Source organism: Tardiphaga sp. 839_C3_N1_4 (assembly GCF_051811045.1).
In the GTDB taxonomy this organism is placed as follows: domain Bacteria; phylum Pseudomonadota; class Alphaproteobacteria; order Rhizobiales; family Xanthobacteraceae; genus Tardiphaga.
Window position 1 is genome coordinate 5,607,109 of the sequence record NZ_JBPWQD010000001.1, and the last position, 18,447, is coordinate 5,625,555.

At 62.2% G+C, this 18,447-nt stretch carries 17 protein-coding genes and 1 other RNA gene; 6 read left to right on the forward strand and 12 right to left on the reverse strand.

Features of this window, described 5'->3' with window-relative positions; genetic code table 11:
- The 7 genes from AB8A38_RS26855 to tkt form a co-directional block, all read right to left on the reverse strand.
- Complete coding sequence (locus tag AB8A38_RS26855) at positions 1–684, reverse strand: thiamine phosphate synthase (RefSeq protein WP_439087980.1); 684 nt, start codon at positions 682–684, stop codon at positions 1–3.
- Between the two features lie 2 nt (positions 685–686).
- The gene (locus tag AB8A38_RS26860) at positions 687–1,712 is read right to left on the reverse strand and encodes a class I fructose-bisphosphate aldolase (RefSeq protein ID WP_120291711.1); all 1,026 of its coding nucleotides are present in this window, start codon (positions 1,710–1,712) and stop codon (positions 687–689) included.
- Positions 1,713–1,878: 166 nt separating this feature from the next.
- Complete coding sequence (fba, locus tag AB8A38_RS26865; RefSeq protein WP_439087981.1) at positions 1,879–2,946, reverse strand: class II fructose-bisphosphate aldolase; 1,068 nt, start codon at positions 2,944–2,946, stop codon at positions 1,879–1,881.
- Positions 2,947–3,110: 164 nt separating this feature from the next.
- Positions 3,111–3,368 carry a hypothetical protein gene (locus AB8A38_RS26870; protein WP_439087982.1) on the reverse strand — a complete coding sequence of 86 codons (258 nt, stop codon included), beginning with the start codon at positions 3,366–3,368 and terminating at the stop codon, positions 3,111–3,113.
- Between the two features lie 62 nt (positions 3,369–3,430).
- Complete coding sequence (locus AB8A38_RS26875; RefSeq protein WP_439087983.1) at positions 3,431–4,624, reverse strand: phosphoglycerate kinase; 1,194 nt, start codon at positions 4,622–4,624, stop codon at positions 3,431–3,433.
- A gap of 118 nt (positions 4,625–4,742) precedes the next feature.
- The gene (gene gap / locus AB8A38_RS26880; RefSeq protein WP_092144873.1) at positions 4,743–5,753 is read right to left on the reverse strand and encodes a type I glyceraldehyde-3-phosphate dehydrogenase; all 1,011 of its coding nucleotides are present in this window, start codon (positions 5,751–5,753) and stop codon (positions 4,743–4,745) included.
- Positions 5,754–5,881: 128 nt separating this feature from the next.
- Positions 5,882–7,867: a transketolase gene (gene tkt, locus AB8A38_RS26885; protein WP_439087984.1), complete on the reverse strand. Its 1,986-nt coding sequence runs from the start codon at positions 7,865–7,867 to the stop codon at positions 5,882–5,884.
- Between the two features lie 309 nt (positions 7,868–8,176).
- Here tkt and AB8A38_RS26890 point away from each other — a divergent pair, with 309 nt between their 5' ends.
- The 5 genes from AB8A38_RS26890 (at position 8,177) to AB8A38_RS26910 (ending at position 10,658) form a co-directional block, all read left to right on the forward strand.
- Complete coding sequence (locus AB8A38_RS26890) at positions 8,177–8,506, forward strand: DUF4164 domain-containing protein (protein ID WP_439087985.1); 330 nt, start codon at positions 8,177–8,179, stop codon at positions 8,504–8,506.
- Positions 8,507–8,512: 6 nt separating this feature from the next.
- Complete coding sequence (locus AB8A38_RS26895; RefSeq protein ID WP_068735170.1) at positions 8,513–8,896, forward strand: cell division protein ZapA; 384 nt, start codon at positions 8,513–8,515, stop codon at positions 8,894–8,896.
- Between the two features lie 61 nt (positions 8,897–8,957).
- Positions 8,958–9,117, forward strand: a non-coding RNA gene (gene ssrS / locus AB8A38_RS26900) — 6S RNA.
- Between the two features lie 127 nt (positions 9,118–9,244).
- A complete protein-coding gene (locus AB8A38_RS26905; protein WP_439087986.1) occupies positions 9,245–9,832 on the forward strand; it encodes a 5-formyltetrahydrofolate cyclo-ligase in 588 nt (195 codons plus the stop codon).
- Between the two features lies 1 nt (position 9,833).
- Positions 9,834–10,658, forward strand: a complete 825-nt coding sequence (locus AB8A38_RS26910; RefSeq protein WP_092144867.1) for a TIGR00282 family metallophosphoesterase — start codon at positions 9,834–9,836, stop codon at positions 10,656–10,658.
- A 6-nt stretch (positions 10,659–10,664) separates the two neighbouring features.
- On the opposite strand, the gene AB8A38_RS26915 is transcribed toward AB8A38_RS26910, so the two are convergent.
- The 5 genes from AB8A38_RS26915 to AB8A38_RS26935 form a co-directional block, all read right to left on the reverse strand.
- Positions 10,665–12,011 (reverse strand): c-type cytochrome, encoded by a 1,347-nt coding sequence (locus AB8A38_RS26915; RefSeq protein ID WP_439087987.1) that lies wholly within the window; start codon positions 12,009–12,011, stop codon positions 10,665–10,667.
- Complete coding sequence (locus AB8A38_RS26920) at positions 12,008–14,212, reverse strand: molybdopterin cofactor-binding domain-containing protein (RefSeq protein ID WP_439087988.1); 2,205 nt, start codon at positions 14,210–14,212, stop codon at positions 12,008–12,010. The genes AB8A38_RS26915 and AB8A38_RS26920 overlap by 4 nt, the downstream gene beginning before the upstream one ends.
- A 9-nt stretch (positions 14,213–14,221) precedes the next feature.
- Positions 14,222–14,683, reverse strand: a complete 462-nt coding sequence (locus AB8A38_RS26925; protein WP_439087989.1) for a (2Fe-2S)-binding protein — start codon at positions 14,681–14,683, stop codon at positions 14,222–14,224.
- Positions 14,684–14,979: 296 nt separating this feature from the next.
- Positions 14,980–15,906, reverse strand: a complete 927-nt coding sequence (ppk2, locus tag AB8A38_RS26930) for a polyphosphate kinase 2 (protein ID WP_439087990.1) — start codon at positions 15,904–15,906, stop codon at positions 14,980–14,982.
- Positions 15,907–16,510: 604 nt separating this feature from the next.
- Positions 16,511–18,211 (reverse strand): methyl-accepting chemotaxis protein, encoded by a 1,701-nt coding sequence (locus AB8A38_RS26935; protein ID WP_410001878.1) that lies wholly within the window; start codon positions 18,209–18,211, stop codon positions 16,511–16,513.
- 62 nt (positions 18,212–18,273) lie between these two features.
- Between AB8A38_RS26935 and AB8A38_RS26940 the strand changes: the two genes are divergently transcribed.
- Positions 18,274–18,420 carry a hypothetical protein gene (locus AB8A38_RS26940; protein WP_315843256.1) on the forward strand — a complete coding sequence of 49 codons (147 nt, stop codon included), beginning with the start codon at positions 18,274–18,276 and terminating at the stop codon, positions 18,418–18,420.
- The last annotated feature ends 27 nt before the right edge of the window (positions 18,421–18,447 follow it).

The following is an 18,447-nucleotide window of genomic DNA, read 5'->3' on the forward strand; positions in this document are numbered from 1 at the left end:
TTATTCCTGTTCGACCTTGGACTGCCCCGAGACGAGCGTCGCGTATCCCTGCTGGATTGCCTTCTCTGCGTCCATCAAGGCTGCAGCAGCACCGCGCGCGTCGTTCCAGATGATGTCACCGACCAGCACGAAGTCAGCGCCGGCAGCTGCGAATTCCCTGGCCTCATCGAGCGTAGCGGCGAAGCCCACGCAAGGCGGTTCGAACAATTCGGCCCACCACTGCAGGCGTTCAGTGATCGCTTCGGTCGATGGGCGCTGGCCCTTGGTGTCGGGTTCGCCGAACAACACGTAGTCGGCACCGGCTTCGCCTGCAGCCATCGCATTATGGCGTGTCGATAGTCCGCCGCAGCCTGCAATGCGATCGGGCTTCAGCGAGGGCAGTGCATCCTGCAAGGGAGCAAGACCGGGCAGATGCGCGCCATCGGCGCCGCCGCGTGCGACGAGCTCGACATTGCCTTCGACCAGCATCGCGGCGCCGCTGGTCTGGATGACAGGCGCCAGCGCCTTGATGCGCGTGATCATGGTGCGCTGGTCGGTCGTCGCCAGTCGCACCAGCACTGCAGCGATATCTGCTCTCTCAAGAAGCGCAGGCAGGTTCGCCGCCAGCACTGACGGATCCTCGACGACGGGCGTCGCGAGATAGAGGCGCGGCATCGGTGGTGGCGGGACGGGTTTGGAAGCCAAGATTATAGCGCCTTCTGTTCTTGATCAGTCGTCCACTCGCCCTTGCTGGCGAGTGAATTCATGTGTGCACGATGGGTGAAGGCCTGCTGACCGGCGGGCACATTGTTGGCTTTGCCGGACCATGCCTTTTGCGGCGCTGCCTGAAGCGCGCGGCCATAGGAGAATGTCAGTGGCCAGGGCAGGCCACCGATTCTGTTCATGGCGTCGAGATGCGCAGTTGCATCTTCGTCGGATTGGCCGCCGGAGAGGAATGCGATGCCGGGCACGGATGCGGGCACGCAGTTCTTCAGCATGCGCACGGTCTTCTCGGCCACTTCAGCCACACCAGCCTGCGTCTTCGACTTCTTGCCCGAGACGGCCATGTTCGGCTTCAGGATCATGCCTTCCAGCGCGACGCGTTGGACCCGCAATTCCTGGAACGTCTTGTTGAGTACGCGCTGCGTCACCTCGACGCAGCGGTCGATGTCGTGATCGCCATCCATCAGCACTTCGGGCTCGACGATCGGGACGATCTGTGCGGCCTGGCATAGCGCGGCATAGCGGGCGAGCGCATGCGCGTTGACGGAGATTGCGGTCATCGAGGGAATGCCGGCACCGATATCGATCACCGCGCGCCACTTCGCGAAGCGCGCGCCGCGTGCGTAATATTTGGCAAGACGCTCGGCGAGCTTGTCGAGGCCTGCTGTGACCAGCTCACCGGGACAGTTCGGCAGTGCCTGCGTGCCCTCATCGACCTTGATGCCGGGAATGGCGCCGGCTTCCTCGATCAGCCGCACCAGCGGCGTGCCATCCTTGGCGTTTTGCCAGATGGTCTCGTCGTAGAGGATCACGCCGGAAATGTAGCTGCTCATCGCCTCGCGCGAGCGAAACAGCATTTCACGATAGTCGCGGCGGCTGTCCTCGGTCGACTCGACGCTGATCGCATCGAAGCGCTTCTTGATCGTGCCTGACGATTCATCTGCGGCAAGCAAGCCCTTGCCCGGCGCGGTCATGGCGCGGGCGATTTTGTTGAGTTCGGCGAGATTCATGGGCATGTCCTGAGCGGGCTAGTCCTGCAGGTCAATCTAGACCGTTCTCGGGCAAAATCCGAGCATCTGGCCGGCCAATGGGCTCGTCCGCATCCGATTCCGGCAAAAATTCAGCCTGCCATAGGCTGTATGGCAGGCTGAATGGCAGTCAATTGGCCGTTTGGGCTCAGGCGATCTTCGCGTTCAGCTCGCCCGATGCGTAACGCTTGGCCATTTCGGCCGTGGCTAGCACCTTTTTGATCTTGCTGGCCTGGCCGGCGGTATTGAATTCCTGCAGGCGCTGCTTGCAGAGCTTCACCATCGCTTCCATCGCCGGCTTCAGATATTTGCGCGGATCGAATTCGCTGGGGTTCTCACTCAGCACCTTACGAATCTGGCCGGTCATGGCCATGCGGTTGTCGGTGTCGATGTTGATCTTGCGCACGCCGTGCTTGATGCCGCGCTGGATCTCGGCCACCGGCACGCCCCAGGTCGGCTTCATCTGGCCGCCGAACTTGTTGATGATGTCCTGCAGGTCCTGCGGGACCGAGGACGAGCCGTGCATCACTAGATGGGTGTTCGGCAGCTTGCGGTGGATTTCCTCGATCACGTTCATGGCGAGGATATCGCCGTCCGGCTTGCGGGTGAACTTGTAGGCGCCGTGCGAGGTGCCCATGGCGATCGCCAGCGCGTCGACCTGGGTTTCCTTGACGAACTTCACGGCCTCGTCGGGATTGGTCAGCAACTGGTCATGGCTGAGCTGGCCCTCGGCGCCGTGGCCGTCTTCGGCTTCGCCCATGCCGCTCTCCAGCGAGCCGAGCACGCCGAGCTCGCCTTCCACCGAGATGCCGCCGAGATGCGCCATGTCGGTCACAGTCTTGGTCACGCCGACATTGTAGTCCCAGTCCGCCGCCGTCTTGCCGTCTGCCTTCAGCGAACCATCCATCATCACCGAGGTGAAACCGGCCTGGATTGCGGTCATGCAGGTTGCAGCTTCGTTGCCGTGATCGAGATGCACGCAGACGGGAATGTGCGGATAGATTTCGGTGACCGCGTCCATCATGTGCTTGAGCATGATGTCATTGGCGTAGGAGCGGGCGCCGCGGGAGGCCTGGATGATCACCGGCGCATCGACGGAGTTGGCCGCGTCCATGATCGCCAGCGCCTGTTCCATATTGTTGATATTGAAGGCCGGCACTCCGTAATCGTGTTCTGCCGCGTGATCGAGCAGTTGACGCAACGTAATACGGGCCATGCAGGAAGCTCCTTGTAAATTGGGACAGGCGCAAACGCCGCGCCGAGGGATATATGGCTCTTAGCGCGAGGAGACGGCGAATCCAAGACGCCATCAGTCGCGCATACAGCCGACGTTAATCGCCACGATGGCCCAGCGTTCCAGCTAATGGAATTCCTGAAACGTTAGTGCTCCCGCGCGTCGAGCAACGCAATTTGTTGCTCGACGGCTGCGAGCCGCTCCTCAAAATCACCGGCCGCCGAACGCATCATGACCAGTATCGCAGCGCCACCGCGGCGTTGCTTGCGAACCAAGGTCTCAATGCGTTCAAAGTGAGTTTCGGTCTCCAGCTTAAAGTGACCGATGTCGGTCCTAACCAAAGTGATATCGCCCTGAATTTTCTTCAGGATCTCGAACATTGCTGTTTGCACATTCTCGCTCATGGAAAGAACATACCATAAACATTGCGGTGCCTACAATTCCTGCGAGCAAAAATGTGTCGCTGCTACTTCTTCAACACTTCCACACCCGGCAGCGGCTTGCCTTCCATCCATTCGAGGAAAGCGCCGCCAGCCGTCGAGATGTAGGAGAAGTCATCGGCGACGCCGGCGTGATTGAGCGCAGCCACCGTGTCGCCGCCGCCGGCTACTGAAATCAGTTTCTTAGCCTTGGTGCGCGCCGCTGCGTGTTTGGCGCCGGCAACCGTGCCGCGGTCGAACGGAGTCATTTCAAACGCTCCGACCGGGCCATTCCAGACTAGCGTGGCGGCATCGTCGATCGCTGCGTTGATGCGTTCGATCGACTGCGGACCGACGTCGAGGATCATGCCCTCATCTGGGATCGCATCGAGGCCGTAGGCGTGAGACGGTGTGTTGGCGGCGAAGTGGAATGCGACGATGGCGTCCACCGGCAGGATGATGGCGCAACCGGAAGCTTCGGCCTTGTCGATGATCCGCAGCGCAGTGGCCGCCAGATCCTTTTCGCACAGCGACTTGCCGACCTTGACGCCCTGCGCATGCAGGAAGGTGTTGGCCATGCCGCCGCCGATGACAAGCGCATCGACCTTGGTGACGAGATTTTCGAGGAGATCGATCTTCGACGAGACCTTGGCGCCGCCGACGATGGCGATCACCGGCTTGGTCGGCGCGTCCAGCGCCTTGCCGAGGGCGTCCAACTCGGCCTGCATGGTGCGGCCGGCATAGGCGGGTAACTTGTGGCCGAGGCCTTCGGTGGAGGCGTGGGCGCGATGTGCAGCCGAGAATGCATCGTTGACCCAGATATCGCCAAGCTTGGCGAGTTCGGCGACGAAAGCCGGATCGTTCTTCTCCTCAGCGGAATGGAAGCGCGTGTTCTCAAGGCAGAGAATGTCGCCGTCCTTCATGGCGCCAACGGCCTTGGCGGCGACGTCGCCGACGCTGTCATCGGCAAAGGCGACCGGCTTCTTGATCACATCGGCAAGTGCCGCAGCAACGGGCTTTAGTGAGTTCTTGTCGTCGCGGCCCTTGGGGCGGCCAAAATGCGCGAGCAGGATGACCTTGCCGCCCTTGTTGGAAATTTCGGTGATGGTCGTCGCGATACGTTCGAGACGCGTTGCGTCGGTAACCTTGCCACCATCCATGGGCACGTTGAGATCGACGCGCACGAGAACGCGTTTGCCCTTCACATCGACGTCGTCGAGGGTGCGGAAAGAATTGGTCATGATGTTGTGTCCCCAAACGCAGGTCAGCGCACAGCGGCGCGCCGCGAAGCGGGGACCGCTATAGTCGTTGGCTCCCGGACGCGGCGTCTTTAGCTGCGCCCGGGATAACAGTCGTGTCTTAGAGCAGCTTGCCCATCGCGACGGCGGTGTCGGCCATGCGGTTGGAGAAGCCCCACTCGTTGTCGTACCAGGAGAGTACCCGCACCAGCGTGCCGTTCTGCACCTTGGTCTGGTCGAAGGCGAAGGTCGACGAATGCGGATCGTGATTGAAGTCGATCGACACGTTCGGATGGCTGGTGGTGCCAAGCACGCCCTTCAGCTCGCCGGCAGCAGCCTTCTTGATGGCTTCGTTGATCTCTTCCTTGGTGGTGCTCCTCTTGGCGATGATCTTGAGATCGACCACGGAGACGTTCGGGGTCGGCACGCGGATCGAAACGCCGTCGAGCTTGCCGGCCAGTTCGGGCATCACGAGGCCGATGGCCTTCGCAGCGCCGGTCGAGGTCGGGATCATCGACATCGCAGCGGCGCGGCCGCGATAGAGATCGCTATGCAGCGTGTCCAGCGTCGGCTGGTCGCCGGTGTAAGCGTGGATCGTGGTCATGAAGCCGGTTTCGATACCGACGGTCTCGTTCAGCACCTTGGCGACAGGCGCCAGGCAGTTCGTGGTGCACGAACCGTTGGAAACGACCAGATGCTCCTTGGTCAGGGTCTTGTGGTTGACGCCGTAGACGATCGTGGCATCAGCACCATCGGACGGAGCCGAAACCAGCACGCGCTTGGCGCCTGCGGTCAGATGCGACGTCGCCTTCGCCTTGGCGCTGAAGATGCCGGTGCATTCGAGCGCGATATCGATGCCGAGATCCTTCCACGGCAGCGTGTTCGGATCGCGCACCGCAGTGACCTTGATCTTGTTGCCGTTGCCGAGCTGGATGCTGTCGCCATCGACGGTGACGTCGCCGGGGAAGCGGCCATGCACGCTGTCGAAGCGCAACAGGTGGGCGTTGGTTTCAACCGGACCCAGATCGTTGATGGCGACGACTTCGATGTCGGTGCGCTTGGACTCGTAGATCGCCCGCAGGACGTTGCGGCCGATGCGGCCAAAACCGTTGATCGAAACCCGGACTGCCATTCAACTTCTCCCTTTTATTAGGCTCAAACCTCGCGTGAGGGCCTTCATATAGTGACGTGTGACGGGCGTTTCATGCCCTGAATGGAACGCTGGTGCAATGTGTCAAATTTACCAGCGTTCCGATAGAGTTAAGCCGCGTTGTGCTTGCTGGTTGCAGCCTCGACCACGGCCTCGGCCGTGATGCCGAACAGCTTATAAAGCTCCTTGGCCGGCGCGCTCGAGCCGAAACCCTTCATGCCGATGAAGGTGCCATCGTGTCCGATCACGGCATCCCAGCCGAACCGGACCGCGGCTTCGACGGCGATCTTGATCGGCGCGTCGCCGATGATGGCCTTCTGGCGCTCTTCAGGCTGCTCCAGCAGTAGTTCGAGCGAGGGGACGGATACGACCCGCGTCGCGATGCCCTTGTCGGCCAGTTGCTTCTGCGCAGCGACTGCGATCTCGACTTCCGAACCCGAGGCGAAGATCGACACCGCGGCTTTGCCCTTGGCCGCGATCAGCTCATAGCCGCCAGCGGCGCAGAGATTGTCGTCGTGATGGGTGGTGCGCACCGGCGTCAGGTTCTGGCGCGACAGGGCCAGCATGGTTGGGCCGTTGGTCTTCTCCATGGCGAGCTGCCAGCATTCGGCGGTCTCGACGGTGTCCGCGGGGCGGAACACGCGCATGTTCGGCATCGCGCGCATCGCCGCCAGATGCTCTACCGGCTGATGGGTCGGGCCGTCTTCGCCGAGGCCGATCGAGTCGTGGGTCATGATGTAGATGACCGGAATCTGCGCCAGCGCCGAGATGCGCATCGACGGCCGGGCATAGTCGGTGAAGCACATGAAGGTCGCGCCGGCCGGGATGAAGCCGCCATGCAGCGCGATGCCGTTCATGGCTGCGGCCATACCCATTTCGCGGATGCCGTAGTGAATGTAGCGGCCCTTGAATTCGCCGGGCTTCACCTCAACGGCGTGCTTGGTGCGGGTGTTGTTCGACGGCGTGAGATCCGCGGAGCCGATCACCATTTCCGGCACGACCTGGACCAGCGCTTCGAGCGCGAGTTCGCTCGCCTTACGGGTCGCGACGGTCTGCGGCTCGGCGATCAGCTTCTTCTTCAGCGTGAGGATCGCGTCCGCCATAGCGGCCGGCCGAACGTGATCGTTGCGGCGGGTGAATTCGCTGCGCTTGTCGTCCGGAAGGGCATCGAAACGTTTCTGCCAGTCCGCGTGCGCCGATGCGCCCTGCTTGCCGACATTGCGCCAAGCCTGCAGGATATCATCGGGCACTTCGAACGGGCCGTAGTTCCAGTCCAGGGCCTTCTTGGCGCCTGCGAGTTCTTCCGCGCCGAGCGGTTCGCCGTGGGCCTTCGAGGTACCGGCGCGGGTTGGTGCGCCGAAGCCGATAGTGGTCTTGCAGGCGATCATCGATGGACGGTCGGAGGCTTGGGCACGCTTGATGGCTGCAGCGATGGCACTCTGATCGTGGCCATCGACATGCTCGGAATTCCAGCCATGGGCCTTGAAGCGCGCAACCTGGTCGACACTATCGGCGAGCGTCAGCGGACCGTCGATCGAAATGCCGTTGTCGTCATAGAGGAAGATCAGCTTCGACAGCTTGAGATGACCGGCCATGGCCAGCGCTTCGTGGCTGACACCTTCCATCAGGTCGCCATCGGAGCACAGCACGTAAGTGTAGTGATCGACGATGTCGCCGTATTCGGCGGCCAGCATGCGCTCGGCGAGCGCGAAGCCAACGGAGGTGGCGATGCCCTGGCCGAGCGGGCCGGTCGTGGTCTCGACGCCTGAGGTATGGAAATTCTCGGGATGGCCGGGGGTCTTCGAATGCAGCTGGCGGAAGTTCTTCAGCTGATCGAGGGTCATCTCCTTGTTGCCCGTCAGATAGAGCAGGGCATAGAGCAGCATCGAGCCGTGGCCGGCCGAGAGGATGAAGCGATCGCGATCCGGCCACTTCGGATCGGCTGCATCAAATTTGAGGAACTGCGTAAACAGCACGGTGGCGACGTCGGCGGCGCCCATCGGCAGCCCAGGGTGACCGGATTTGGCCTTTTCCACGCCGTCCATGGCGAGGGCACGAATCGCGTTGGCCATTTTCGAGTGATCAACCTGCGCCATGTCGGTTTCCGTCTAACTTGAAGGGAATGGAATATTTTGCGTCCGCGAGAGGGGCGGTCTGCAGCGAGATGTTGGGATCGCTTAGGAGAAACTGGTGGATAGCATCTGGGTTCCTGGGAGTCCAAGGTCTCCCGGACAGTTCTGGTCTGTGGATATCTACCGGCGGTTTTTGTCGGCTTTGCGGTGCATAGCTTTTAAGCTTTGTTGCGTCCGGCTCGCTTGCAACCTAAGTTTCAGGGCCTAAAGGCTTGCGGAGCCGTGGTTTTTGAGCTCCGGTCGCATCACACCCAAGGTCCCGCGTAACCCAGTATGATCGAACGCCCCGCCCATCTCACAGCCTCCGATCCCGCCAATGGTGGTGCGGCCGAGATCGACGCTGCCACGCGGCGGTTGATGGCGGCGCTGGATGCTCTGGAAAGTGCGGTCGAGCGCCGCCGTGAGGCGGATCGCGACGAGGATGAGCTGGCCACCCGTATTCAGGCGCTCGGCGCCGACCGGTCCCGGCTGGCGGATGAGCTCGATGGCACGCTGGTGAAATCGCGCCGGCTGGAGCGCGCCAACCGCGACATCGCCGACAAGCTCGATACCGCCATCGGCACCATTCGCGCGGTGCTGGCGACTGACAACGCGCATGAGTAAAGCGAGATGAGCCACGTCAACGTCACCATCAATGGCCGGCAATACCGCATGGCCTGTGAGGAGGGGCAGGAAACCCGCCTGCTGCGGCTGGCGGAAAGTCTTGAATCCCGCGTCGAAAACCTGCGTGGCAAATTCGGTGAGATCGGGGATGCGCGGTTGACGGTGATGGCGGCGCTGACCATTGCCGACGAACTGGTCGATGCCAATCAGCAGATCCGTGCCCTGCAGGAAGAACTCGCCGCATTGCGCGATGTGCGCGTGGTCGCCGCGGATCGCGCGCGGGCGACGCAGACGGCGGTTGCCGCGGCCCTGAATGCTGCGGCAGAGCGGATCGAGAAGACCACGCAGGTGCTCAACCGCACCATCGGCGGCGGCGTTGCTATTGGATAACGCAGGCTTTGATGCCAAGCGGGCACTGGCGCATCCGTCTCATAACCCCTACATTGCTCAGGCGAGGCTGCGTCGCGCGTCAGGAGCCATATATCCCCGGGGCCTTATCGATCCTTCAGGGAACTGTCCCTGACCAGGTCCGTGGACCTGGTCACATGGTGCCCACCTACTTTCGTAGGTGCTCCGGGATCGAGTGCTTCAACGGCCATCGTGGCTTCGCACTTTTACTTTTCTGATGGCTCCGGCCGTTTGCGGGCTTTCGCCGTGCATCTTAACCTCACGCGACAAAGATGAGGGTGAAGGGCGTCCCGTGCTTTCATAGGCCCGGCGGGCAGAATATCGTGCGGCATGTCCGACACGCCGCCCACTCCGACAAAGATTGAGCTCCGCATCGCCGCGCTGGCACGCCGCACGGCGCTGAGCGAGGCCGAACGGTCGGCAGCCGCACAAGCCATCGCAGCGCGTGGGCTGCCTTTCCCGGTCAGGGCCGGCGACATCGTCGCCGGCTATTCTCCCATCCGCAGCGAAATCGATCCGATCCCGTTGATGCAGCATCTCGCCGCCCAGGGTGCGCGACTGGCGCTGCCGGTGATCATCGCCCGTGATGAGCCCCTGATGTTCCGGCTCTGGAGCCCGAACGACGCGCTGGTACGCGGTTCACTAGGCATTCCGGAACCAGCACCGGAAGCGCCGCCACTGATCCCCGATATCCTGCTGGTACCACTCGCGGCCTTCGACCGCGCCGGCCACCGCATTGGCTATGGCGCGGGGCATTACGACCGCACTTTCGCGCAACTGCACGCCATCAAGCCCTTTATCTCCATAGGCGTGGCCTTCGACACCCAGGAAATCGGGGCCATTCCCATGCAGCCACACGACGTGGCGCTGGATTATGTGCTAACCGAAACCCGGACGATCGATTTTCGGAGCATCTGACTTGCGTATTCTCTTCATCGGCGACGTGGTCGGCAAAACCGGCCGCGTGGTGATCCTCGAAAAACTGCCCGGCCTGATCCGCGACTGGAAGCTCGATCTTGTCATCATTAATGGCGAGAACGCCGCCGGCGGCTTCGGTATCACCGAGACGATCTATAATGATCTTGTCGACGCCGGCGCCGATGCGGTGACCCTCGGCAATCACGCCTGGAATCAGAAAGAGGCGCTGGTGTTCATCGAACGCGCGCCGCGCCTGATCCGTCCGTTGAATTTCCCACGCCATACGCCGGGCCGCGGTGCTGCGCTGATCGACGCCAAGAACGGTGCGCGTGCGCTGGTGATCAACGCCATGGGGCGTGTCTTCATGGAGCCACTCAACGATCCGTTCAGCGCTGTCGGCAAGGAAATCGATGCTTGTCCGCTGGTTGAAGCCGCGGACGCCATCGTGGTGGATTTCCACGGCGAAGCCTCAAGCGAAAAGCAGGGTATGGGCTACTTCTGCGATGGCCGCGTGAGCCTCGTCGTCGGCACGCATACGCATGTGCCGACCGCTGATCATCAGATCCTCGCAGGCGGCACCGCCTACATGACCGATGCCGGCATGACCGGCGACTATGATTCCGTGATCGGTATGCAGAAAGAAGAGCCTGTCAGACGCTTCACGACCGGCATTCCCTCCGGCCGTTTCGAGCCCGCCTTCGGCCCTGCGACCTTGTCGGGCGTTGCGGTCGAAACCGATGACAAGACCGGCCTCGCCTCACGCATCGCGCCGGTGCGGCTCGGTGGCCGGCTGTCGCAGGCCGTGCCCGAGTTCTGGCTGAACTAGTTCGGCCTACTGCTCCGTCTGCTTGCGTAAATCCGCGACGTCGCTTGCCGTGATCTGCGATCCCTTGCTGCCGAAGCGCGCGGTCACGTAATTCGCGACAGCCGCGATCTCCGTATCTGAATGGCTCTTGCCGAAGGCTGGCATCGACAGCGCGCCTTGCGGCGTATGCCGCTTGGTGCCGGAGATCACGATCTGCGCCACGTTCGTCGCGCCAGGATCGTTAACGGCCCACGCGCCAGTCAGCGTGGCCATGGGCGAGAGTGCGCTCTCGCCTGTCCAGCCATGGCAGCTCACGCAGGCGCCCTGGAAGACCGTCTTGCCAAGCGCGTTCGCCGTCATGCCGTCCCTATGCGAGGGCGGTGCGGGTGGCGCGAGTTTCGCGGGCAGATCAGGTGAGGGCACCGCCGGCACCGTGCGCAGGAATGCGACCATCGCCTTGATATCCGTCGGCGCCATCTTGCTGAAACTGTGGTCCACCGCTTCGCCCATCGGCCCCGACGCGGTGCCGTGACCCTTGGCATGCCCGATCGACAGATAGGAAACGACATCGTCGTCGCTCCAGCTGCCAAGGCCTGTCGTCTTGTCCGAGGTGATATTGAAGGCCCGCCATCCGGCGGTCAGGGCGCCAGCGAATTTCTTACGGTTGTCGAGCGCGAAGCCGAGATTGCGCGGCGTGTGGCATTCGCCGCAATGCGCCACCGCCTCGACGAGATAGGCGCCCCTGTTCCATTCCGGGCTTTGCGACGTATCGGGTTCGAAGCGCGTATCGGGATTGAAAAGCGCCGACCAGAATGTCATTGCCCAGCGCTGATTGAACGGAAAGGCCAGCGTATTCTCAGGCGGCGCTGCGCGCACCGGTGCGAGGCTGAACAGATAGGCCTTGACCGCGAGCGTGTCCGCATCGGTCATATAGGTGTAGGACGTATAGGGCATTGCCGGATAGAGCCGGGCGCCGTCGTGGCGCTTGCCGCTTCGAACGGCGTCGAGAAACTGCTGGTCGGTGTAGTTGCCGATGCCTGTCTCTTCGTCCGGTGTGATGTTGGTCGAATACAGCGTGCCAAACGGCAGTTTGAATGCGAAGCCGCCGGCATATTCCTTGCCGCCGGGCGCAGTGTGGCAGACCATGCAATCCGCCGCACGCGCGAGATATTCACCGCGCTCGATCGGGCTGGCGCTGGTCATGTTGGCGGGAACGCCGGTCGGATTGGCGCCCTTGTAGTCGGCCAGCGCTACCTTCGGCCCACCCGAGAAGGCCATCGGTCCGGGGCCGCGCACATAGAGCGCAGCGCCGGCTGCAGCCACGACACCGATCACAATGACGCTGCCGAGAATGCGACGTGCGGCGGGCGTCATGACTTCTTCCTCTCGGCGATCGCATCACGGTCGATCGGCATCCTGCGCAACGCAACGCCAGTCGCGGCATAGATCGCATTGCGCAGTGCCGGCGGGCCACCGATCACGCCGCACTCGCCTATGCCGCCGGGCGCTTCGCCGCTCTTGATGAGGTGGACATTGATTTTCGGCATCTGGTCGATCCGAAGCATGCGATAGTCGTGGAAATTGGACTGCTGCACACGTCCCTTCTCGATGGTGATGTCGCCATAGAGCGCGGCGGTGAGGCCGAACACGATGCCGCCTTCGATCTGCGCCACGATGGTGTCGGGATTGACAGCGATGCCGGTGTCGATCGCCACGTTGACCTGACGCAGACGGATCTCGCCCTGAGAATCCACCTCCGCTTCGACCACAGTCGCGATCGAAGTATCGAAGGTGGGCTGTATGCTCACGCCGCGTCCGACGCGCGCTGGCAGCGGCTGACCCCAGTTGGCCTTCTCCGCCGCGAGATTGAGGGCCGCCAGCATCCGCGGCGCCTTGCCGAGCAATTCACGCCGGAACGCGACGGGATCCTTGCCAGCCTTGCGAGCGAGCTCATCCATGAAGCTCTCGATCGCGAACACGTTGTTGTTCGGGCCGACGCCGCGCCAGAAGCCCGTCGGCACCGCCGGCGGTTCGACACGGACATATTCACACTGGAAATGCGGGAAGTCGTAGGGCTGGTCCGCAGCACTATCGATGGCGTCGATGTCGATGCCCTTCTGGAACGCAGGCGGCAGCCAACGCGCGATCACGGCCGAGCCTGCGATCTTGTACTTGAAGCCGACCACTTTGCCGTTGGACAGTGTCGCCGAAATGTTGTCGCGATAGACGGGGCGATAAATGTCGTGCTGGATGTCCTCTTCGCGGGTCCACACCACCTTGACCGGTCCATTGACCTGTTTGGCGATGCGCACCGCCGCCACGACCATGTCGGGCTCAAGCCTGCGGCCGAAGCCGCCGCCAATCATGTGCTGATTTACTGTGACCTTGTCGATCGGCAGGCCCGCGGCCTTGGCGGCTTCGGATTGCACCCGCGACATGATCTGCGTGCCCGTCCAGACCTCGCAGGAATCACCCTTGAAGTGCACCGTGCAATTCAAGGGCTCCATGGTCGCGTGCGCAAGGAACGGCATCTCGTAGGACGCGTCGATCCGTTCGCCGGTCGCGAGACCCTTAGCGATGTCGCCGACGGATTTGGCGATTACGCCGTCCGTCTCGCTGGCCGTGCGCAAATGCGCCCAGATGTCCTTCGAACTGATCTTCGCGTTGGGCCCTTCGTCCCAGGTGATGTCGAGTGCTTCGAGCCCAGACTTGGCGGCCCACATGTGGTCGCCGACCACGGCCACGAGGTCGTCGAGCACCACGATCTGCCGCACGCCCGGAATCTTCTTCGCCGCGCGGTCATCGACCTTGGCGAGTTTGCCGCCGAACACCGGGCACTGTGCCAGCGTCGCGAATGTCATGCCCGGCACCATCGCGTCGATACCGTAGATCGTCTTGCCGTTGACCTTGTCCGGTGTGTCGAAGCGCTTCAGCGGCTTGCCGATCACCGAGAAGTCTTTCGGGTCCTTGAGCGCGACGTCCTTCGGCGGTGTGAGTTTGCCGGCGGCGTCGCACAACTCGCCATAGGACAGTTTGCGCCCGCTGGCCGTATGCATCACTTGCCCATTCGACGCCGTGCAGCTCGCAGGTTCGACCTGCCACTGTTCGGCTGCGGCTTGCACCAGCATCGCACGCGCGGTTGCACCGGCATTGCGCAGCGGTTTCCAGAATGCGCGCACCGAAGTCGATCCGCCGGTCGCCTGGATGATGAAAATTGGATTGCCGTAGAGCTTGTCGCTGGGCGGCGCATGTTGCAGCGTGATCTGCGCATAGTCGGCGTCGAGCTCTTCGGCGAGGATCATAGCGATGGCGGTATAGATGCCTTGCCCCATCTCGACTTGCGGCATCACCAGTGTCGTCTTGCCGGTAGTGTCGATGCGGATGAACGCGTTGGGGGCGAATTTGCCCTCCGTCGTATCGGGAGGTTGCGTCGGCTCATTGGCCGCGCGGACCGGAAGCTGGAAGGCGAACATAAAGCCGCCGGCAAAGGCGCCAGCGAGCAAATTGCGCCGTGACAGGCCAGAAGGCTTGTTTGCAGGACTGGCCGCAACAAGCATGTTGTCTGCAATTTTCATGGCCGACTCCTAGGTTTGCCGTTCGGAGGCAGCATGCTTGATGGCTTCACGCACCCGGACATAGGTGCCGCAGCGACAGATATTTCCGGCCATGGCGGCATCGATGTCGGAATCGTCGGGGGTCGGCGTAGAAGCGAGGAGCGCCGCCGCTGACATGATCTGTCCGGATTGGCAGTAGCCGCATTGAATGACTTCGAGATCGAGCCAGGCTTTCTGCACCTTGGCGCCGACCGGTGTGGCGCCGACACCTTCGATTGTGGTGATGGCGCGTCCGCTCACCGCACTGACCGGCAGCAGATAGGAGCGCACGGCCTTGCCGTCGACATGCACGGTGCATGCTCCGCATAGCGCAACGCCGCAGCCGAATTTCGTGCCGGTCATGCCGAGAATGTCGCGCAACACCCAGAGCAGGGGCATGTCGTCAGGCGCGTCGAAGGACTTCTGCTCGCCGTTGATATTGAGATTTGCCACAGTGAGACCCCCGATTGCTCGACTCGATGATGCAATGGCGAATGGTTCGTCATCGACCAACGACGGTACTATAGGCGTACGGTCATCATTTCAAAAGCAGCAATAAGATGCAGCAGGACTATACATTGGTTTGTATGTCGTGCGAGCGTGTCTATCGGATAAATCGCGGTAAAATCTGCGCGACATTATCCGACGCCCTCTTCTTGGGCGTCGGATGACTTTTATTCAAAAGAATATTGCGGTTGCGTTAGGCTCGGCCTGCCGGAAAAACGGCACGCCATCTGCCGGCTGTGGGGCTAGTACCGCTCCGGCACATACATTTCAGCTGGCACCGGCGTGCGGTGATAGTCGGGATTGCGCACGCGTGCAGGCAGGACCACGGGCGGATGCTCGACCTCCTGATAGGGAACCTGTTCGAGCAGATGCGCGATGCAGTTCAGGCGCGCCTTCTTCTTGTCGACGGCCTGCACCACATGCCACGGGGCTTCCGGAATATGCGTATGCTCGAGCATCGCTTCCTTGGCCTTGGTGTATTGCTCCCACCGGGTGCGCGCCTCGACATCCATAGGGCTGAGCTTCCACTGTTTGAGCGGGTCGGCGATACGCATCGAGAAGCGCAAGTGCTGCGCTTCGTCTGTGATCGAGAACCAGTATTTGATCAGGATGATGCCCGAGCGCACCAGCATGCGTTCGAATTCCGGCACCGAGCGGAAGAATTCCTCCACGTCATCCTCGGTGCAGAAACCCATCACGCGCTCGACGCCGGCGCGGTTGTACCAACTGCGATCGAACAGCACGATCTCACCGCCGGCGGGGAGGTGCGAGACGTAACGCTGGAAGTACCACTGGGTGCGCTCGCGCTCATTCGGCGCGGGGAGTGCGGCAACGCGGCAGACGCGCGGATTGAGCCGCTGGGTGATGCGCTTGATGACGCCGCCCTTGCCAGCGGAATCGCGACCCTCGAAGATCACCACGACCTTGAGCTTGTTCTGCTGCACCCAGCTCTGCAACTTCACCAACTCGCCCTGCAGGCGGAACAGTTCCTTGAAATAGAGGCGTCGCTCGATGGTCTCCGCCGGGCTGTGGTCGGACATTTCGTTGGTCAGGGCGTCGAGACGATCGTCATCGATCTCGAGCTCGAGTTCTTCGTCGAAGCCGTCCAGCATCTCTGCACGAATGCGGTCGTGGATTGCTTGCGCGTCGTCGAGGGAATGTTCGGTCATGGCAGCTCCGCTTGTATCGAATGGGTCCACGGTTATGGACCGATGCAAATGTCAGCGGTGTGACACGGCCCCCCATGCCCGGAGCGAATGGGCAAATGGCTCCAATGGGTCTCGCCGCCGCTGTCCATGCAGGACGGGGTACCGCAAGCCGAAATTCAACTACGCGTGATTGGCGCTACCTTGAGAGCCAAGCGTGCGCATCTGAGGTCGCGGGGCTCGTTGACCAAGGAAAAATGTGATGAATAAATTCATTCTGTTGGGCGCCGCTTTACTGATCGCCGGCACTTCGAGCTCGACCGCGCAGGCCAAAGACGGGCATAGCGCTGCCAGCAAGCATCGACGGATCATGTCCTCTCACGCGCGGTATGAGGGAAGCGCCCCCGTAACGGTCTATCGCGGATTTGGGGCCGGCCCCGGTTCATATGGATACAGCGCGCCATATGGATATGGCGGCGGTTCATACGGCGGAGATGACAATGCGGAGGGCCGAACGAGCGGCGGCTAGGACGCCTTGGCAGTTTCGGCTGCTAGCCCACTCGCAGACGGAATAGGCGGCGCTGCGCCAGGTCTCAGGTGGCAGCGCAGCGCCGTTTACAAACCCAAATCATAATTTGTACGCCGTGCGGAAGCCGCCCCAATGGCGTCCCTGTATGCGCACAGGCACGTCTATCTCGCGCATCATCACGGTCTGACCGTTGCCCATGTCGCGGGCATAACTCTGGATCAGGTAGGAACGTGTATTGCGACCGGCGGCCAATCCAGCCGGATCGTTGAAGATGCGGCGGTTGCGGCAGTTGGCCGTATTCCAGGCGACATCACCCGGGCGCTGCGGCTTGGAATAGATGCTGTTATGTACCGGTAGATAGCCGTTGCGGTCGATCATGGCGCAGAACGCCATGCGGCTGTCCTTGGCGAGAAATGCATCCTGGAATTCGGGGAGTGCGCGGTCGGCCCAGCCGAGAATCTTTGTCCGGTACTGCACCGGACTGGAGCCAGGGATTTCGACGTAGTTGTCGTCGAACATGTCGTCGATGCTGATAGCGCCGGATGCAATACCGTCGGCAAAGATCTTGTTGAGCGCGGCGCCGGCATCAATGGCGCGGGTGACGAATTCGGTGTTTTCGTCATGAATAGCCCATAGCCGGTCTTCGATCCGGCTGATGAGATGGTTGTCGGGCGCGACGAACAGTGCCTGTGCGCCGGCGGGGGAATGTTCGGCAATGCGGAGGCGGCAGGGGCCGACCTCGCTGAGTTCAGCAGCAACGATGTCGTGCAACGGAAGCCGGTTCGCGTCTGGTCCGCCGATGAGGATCCCGTCCATCGAGATTTCATAGACCGGTGCGCGGATCTGGCCGCCGCGCGCCTGAAGATCGACATTGAGGTGACATGGCAGCTTTTCGCGTCGGCGCTCGTCTTCGCGCTCGCTCTGTTTCAGCAGTACCGCGCAGCGGGACTTCAGCCGTGAGGCAAACATCGTCACGGCCTGGCCGGCCTGCGCGACATGCTCGCCATGGGCAGCCGCTTCCTTCGCAGCGCTATCGATTTCCGCGGCGCTGTCGCCGACCGAGACGATGAACTGCGAGGCGGTGGTGGCATTGTGCGACATCTCGCTGGTCGTCGCGTTCTGCTCGGCGACTGCGCCATTCACATTGGCAAACACCGGGCGGATCGCGTCGATGGCGGTGGAGATGCGATGCACCGCATCGACCGAACTCGCAGCGTCGCGCTGCAGGGTGTCGATCTTCTTCCTGATCTCTTCGGTGGCGTTCTGGGTTTGCACCGCCAGCGCCTTGACCTCGGTGGCGACGACCGAGAAGCCGCGGCCTGCAGCGCCTGCGCGTGCCGCCTCGATGGTCGCGTTCAGCGCCAGCATCGTTGTCTGCCGGGCGATCTGCGCGATCAGCTCCAACACATTGCTGATTGCAGCGGAGGAGTCGCGCAGCCGGTCCACGTTGGCGCTGGCTTCATGGGCGGCGGCGCCGGCCTCGTCCGCAAGCCGGCTGGCATCGCGCACCTGGGCGCCGATACCTTCGGCCGAGTGGGTGAATTTATCGGCCGCCTGCGCGAAGGTCGTGGCGGTGGATTGCGCGGCACTGCTGCGGTCGGCCAGCACATCGGTGCGGGCGCGGATGGCGGAGAGGGTGGTGGCGGTCGATTCGGCGCCGCCGGCGACGGAGGTCGCGGCACGCTCAAGCTGGCGGATAAGCGCGCCCAGCTCGAGTTCCAGCAACTCCAGGATGTCCCCAGCGGTATCTGGTTCAGGGTGCCGCGGTGCTACAGAAGGCGCTGTGTTTTCAGCAATCATCACCACTTCAGCCGCTTCCGGCTGCCGCTTGCGGAACAGTCCAAACGCCATCGGTGACCCCAATGAATACAATCTATGCGGGTAACCTTGCACCTCGGCGTGAAGTGATGGTTAAGGTCGGTTGCGGTATTGCGAAGATTGGCCGGATTCGGCTGCAAATTTTTGATTTTGCCGATTTCGCGGCCTATAACCCCGCGCCGCAGCCCTAAATACCCTGACGCTTCAAGAGAGACCGC

Bases quoted from the DNA above. Each gene is read 5' to 3' on its own strand.
- AB8A38_RS26860 (WP_120291711.1), bottom strand. From the start codon at position 1,712: ATGAATCTCGCCGAACTCAACAAAATCGCCCGCGCCATGACCGCGCCG.
- fba (WP_439087981.1), bottom strand. From the start codon at position 2,946: ATGGCCCGTATTACGTTGCGTCAACTGCTCGATCACGCGGCAGAACAC.
- AB8A38_RS26870 (WP_439087982.1), bottom strand. From the start codon at position 3,368: ATGAGCGAGAATGTGCAAACAGCAATGTTCGAGATCCTGAAGAAAATT.
- AB8A38_RS26875 (WP_439087983.1), bottom strand. From the start codon at position 4,624: ATGACCAATTCTTTCCGCACCCTCGACGACGTCGATGTGAAGGGCAAA.
- gap (WP_092144873.1), bottom strand. From the start codon at position 5,753: ATGGCAGTCCGGGTTTCGATCAACGGTTTTGGCCGCATCGGCCGCAAC.
- tkt (WP_439087984.1), bottom strand. From the start codon at position 7,867: ATGGCGCAGGTTGATCACTCGAAAATGGCCAACGCGATTCGTGCCCTC.
- AB8A38_RS26890 (WP_439087985.1), top strand. From the start codon at position 8,177: ATGATCGAACGCCCCGCCCATCTCACAGCCTCCGATCCCGCCAATGGT.
- AB8A38_RS26895 (WP_068735170.1), top strand. From the start codon at position 8,513: ATGAGCCACGTCAACGTCACCATCAATGGCCGGCAATACCGCATGGCC.
- AB8A38_RS26905 (WP_439087986.1), top strand. From the start codon at position 9,245: ATGTCCGACACGCCGCCCACTCCGACAAAGATTGAGCTCCGCATCGCC.
- AB8A38_RS26915 (WP_439087987.1), bottom strand. From the start codon at position 12,011: ATGACGCCCGCCGCACGTCGCATTCTCGGCAGCGTCATTGTGATCGGT.
- AB8A38_RS26920 (WP_439087988.1), bottom strand. From the start codon at position 14,212: ATGAAAATTGCAGACAACATGCTTGTTGCGGCCAGTCCTGCAAACAAG.
- ppk2 (WP_439087990.1), bottom strand. From the start codon at position 15,906: ATGACCGAACATTCCCTCGACGACGCGCAAGCAATCCACGACCGCATT.
- AB8A38_RS26935 (WP_410001878.1), bottom strand. From the start codon at position 18,211: ATGATTGCTGAAAACACAGCGCCTTCTGTAGCACCGCGGCACCCTGAA.
- AB8A38_RS26940 (WP_315843256.1), top strand. From the start codon at position 18,274: ATGAATACAATCTATGCGGGTAACCTTGCACCTCGGCGTGAAGTGATG.